The sequence below is a fragment of the Acetobacter malorum genome (genome assembly GCF_002153605.1).
Taxonomy (GTDB): domain Bacteria; phylum Pseudomonadota; class Alphaproteobacteria; order Acetobacterales; family Acetobacteraceae; genus Acetobacter; species Acetobacter malorum_A.
The window spans coordinates 1-2,318 of the sequence record NZ_JOPG01000049.1; the positions used below are offsets into that span (position 1 = coordinate 1).

The 2,318-nt window shown below is 61.9% G+C and carries 1 protein-coding gene and 2 pseudogenes; all 3 read left to right on the forward strand.

The window, feature by feature from the left end:
- The coding region (locus HK23_RS13580; RefSeq protein ID WP_475638741.1) for a DUF6504 family protein at window positions 1-1,473 on the forward strand (1,473 nt) is incomplete at its 5' end.
- Window positions 1,470-1,739 (forward strand): annotated as a pseudogene (locus HK23_RS13585) (PHP domain-containing protein); the annotation flags it as partial. The gene HK23_RS13580 and the pseudogene HK23_RS13585, both read left to right, overlap by 4 nt.
- A 256-nt stretch (window positions 1,740-1,995) precedes the next feature.
- Window positions 1,996-2,318: pseudogene (locus tag HK23_RS13590) on the forward strand (transposase family protein); the annotation flags it as partial.

Genomic DNA, 2,318 nt, shown 5'->3' on the forward strand with positions numbered 1-2,318 from the left:
AGGAAACGACTTGGACCAGACGCGCCCGCGCCTGAAACGCCGCTGGCCCTTGTCGGACGGGAAGGACGGCGACGAGTTGTCCTGTCGGTCGATCTCGCCGCCCGGAAGCTGGGGCTGCGCCCCGGCATACCGGTGGCCAAGGCTCAGGCGCTCTATCCCGATCTGGTGCTGATGGATGCCGATCCCGAAGGCGACCGGCTGGGGCTGGAAAAACTTGCCCTGTGGTTCCAGCACAGGATCGCGCCCATCGTGGCCGTCGATGCGCCGGACGGGCTGGTTCTGGACACGACCGGGGCGGATCACCTGCATGGTGGCGAACTTCCCATGCTCAAGGATATGGTCCACCGCATGGCAGGAGCCGGTTTTTGCGCTCGGGCCGTAGTCGCGGACACCTGGGGGGCGGCCCACGCACTGGCTCGCTATGGCCGGTTAGCGATTACGGTTGTCCCTTCAGATAAAACGACCTCTGCTCTGGCTGATCTGCCCGTTGAAGCTCTCCGCCTGCCCTCCCCTATTATTGAGGGTCTGGCCACGCTAGGCGTATCCCGCATCGGACCACTGGCCGCCATGCCCCGCGCACCGCTGGCCTTGCGGTTTGGCCCCGACGTCGCCCGCAGGCTGGATCAGGCGTTCGGGCGTATGGGTGAAGCCATCGTGCCAGTCCGCCCGGTTAACCCGGTCGAGGTCAACCGGAATTTCGCCGAGCCGATCGGGGCCGCCGAAACTATCGCCAAATACATCGGCAAGCTGGTGCCGCTGCTCTGCCAGGGACTGGACGAACGCGGACAGGGCGTGCGCCGTCTTGATCTGCTGCTGCATCGGGTGGACAGCCGCACCGAAGCGATCCGGGTCGCGACCGCCATGCCGGTACGCGATGTGAAGCGCCTGACGCGACTATTGTGCGAAAAGATCGAAACGATCAATCCGGGCTTCGGCATCGAGCGCATGGTGCTGATCGCCTCTCTGGCGGAGCCCATGGATCGGCGACAGACCGTGTCTTCTCTGATCGCCGAGGAAGAAACCGATGTGTCCGACCTGATCGACACGTTGGCCAACCGTGTCGGGACGCAGGCGCTCTATCGCTTTGCCCCGGTGGAAAGCGATCTGCCCGAACGCTCCTTCTGCCGCGTGCCCGCACTGGCCCCCGAGGAGACAAAGGACTGGCCGGAGCACTGGCCTCGCCCTACCCGGCTACTGGCACGACCGGAACCGGTGCAGGCCATGGCGGAACTGCCGGATCAGCCGCCGCTATTCTTCATCTGGCGGGGTGTGCGACGGAAAGTGAAATGCGCCGACGGGCCGGAACGTGTCTTCGGCGAGTGGTGGAAGAATGACACCGAGCTGACCATCGCCCGCGATTACTTCCGGGTGGAAGACACCAGCGGCGAGCGCTTCTGGCTTTACCGTGCTGGTGACGGTGAGCATGGCGAGACCGGCTCGCAGGGCTGGTTTCTGCACGGGATTTTCGGATGAGCCCCTCGGCACCACGTTATGCCGAATTGCAGGTGACGACCTATTTCTCGTTCCTGCGCGGGGCGTCTTCTCCGATCGAACTGTTTGCTCAGGCAAAGGCTCTTGGCATTGAAGCGCTGAGCATCTGCGACCGCAATTCTCTGTCCGGGATGGTGCTGGCCCATGTCGCGGCAAAAGAGGTCGGGCTCCGGCTTGTTGTGGGATGCCGTCTCGATCTGGCCGATTTCCCGCCCGTGCGGGTCTACCCGATGGACCGGGCCGCCTATGCCCTGAAAACCGGCTCAACCGTGTCTGCCCGAAGATATTTCCGGATCGTGTTCCGCGACAGGCCCGTCCGACGCTCAATCTCGCGGATCGGCAGACCATCAGGATGATGCCAACGACGCACAACGCTCAATAAATCCATGCTGATCACTTCTCCATAGGGCTCCGGTCAATTGAAACCGGAGCAGTGTCAGGCATGGGTCAATTCTCAGTGGAAATTTATACCTCTCCCGGGTCAGTTCTCGGTGAAAATCAACAAAACCCCTCATGATTGTCAGCGACAACGGTATGGAGTTCACATCCCATGCCATCCTGAAATGGGCCGATAAGATGAAGGTTGAATGGCACTATATCGCCCCCGGGAAACCGCAGCAGAACGGGTTTGTTGAAAGTTTCAACGGCCGATTGAGGGATGAATGCCCCAACGAAACGCTGTTCACCTCCCTCAGCCATGCCCGACAGGTTCTGGCTGACTGGCGGGAAGACTACAATACGGTGCGTCCCCATTCCCAACTGGATGGCAGGACACCGGATCAGATCGCCAGACAAGGGTCTCGGGGGCATGCCCCCGAGACCCTTGT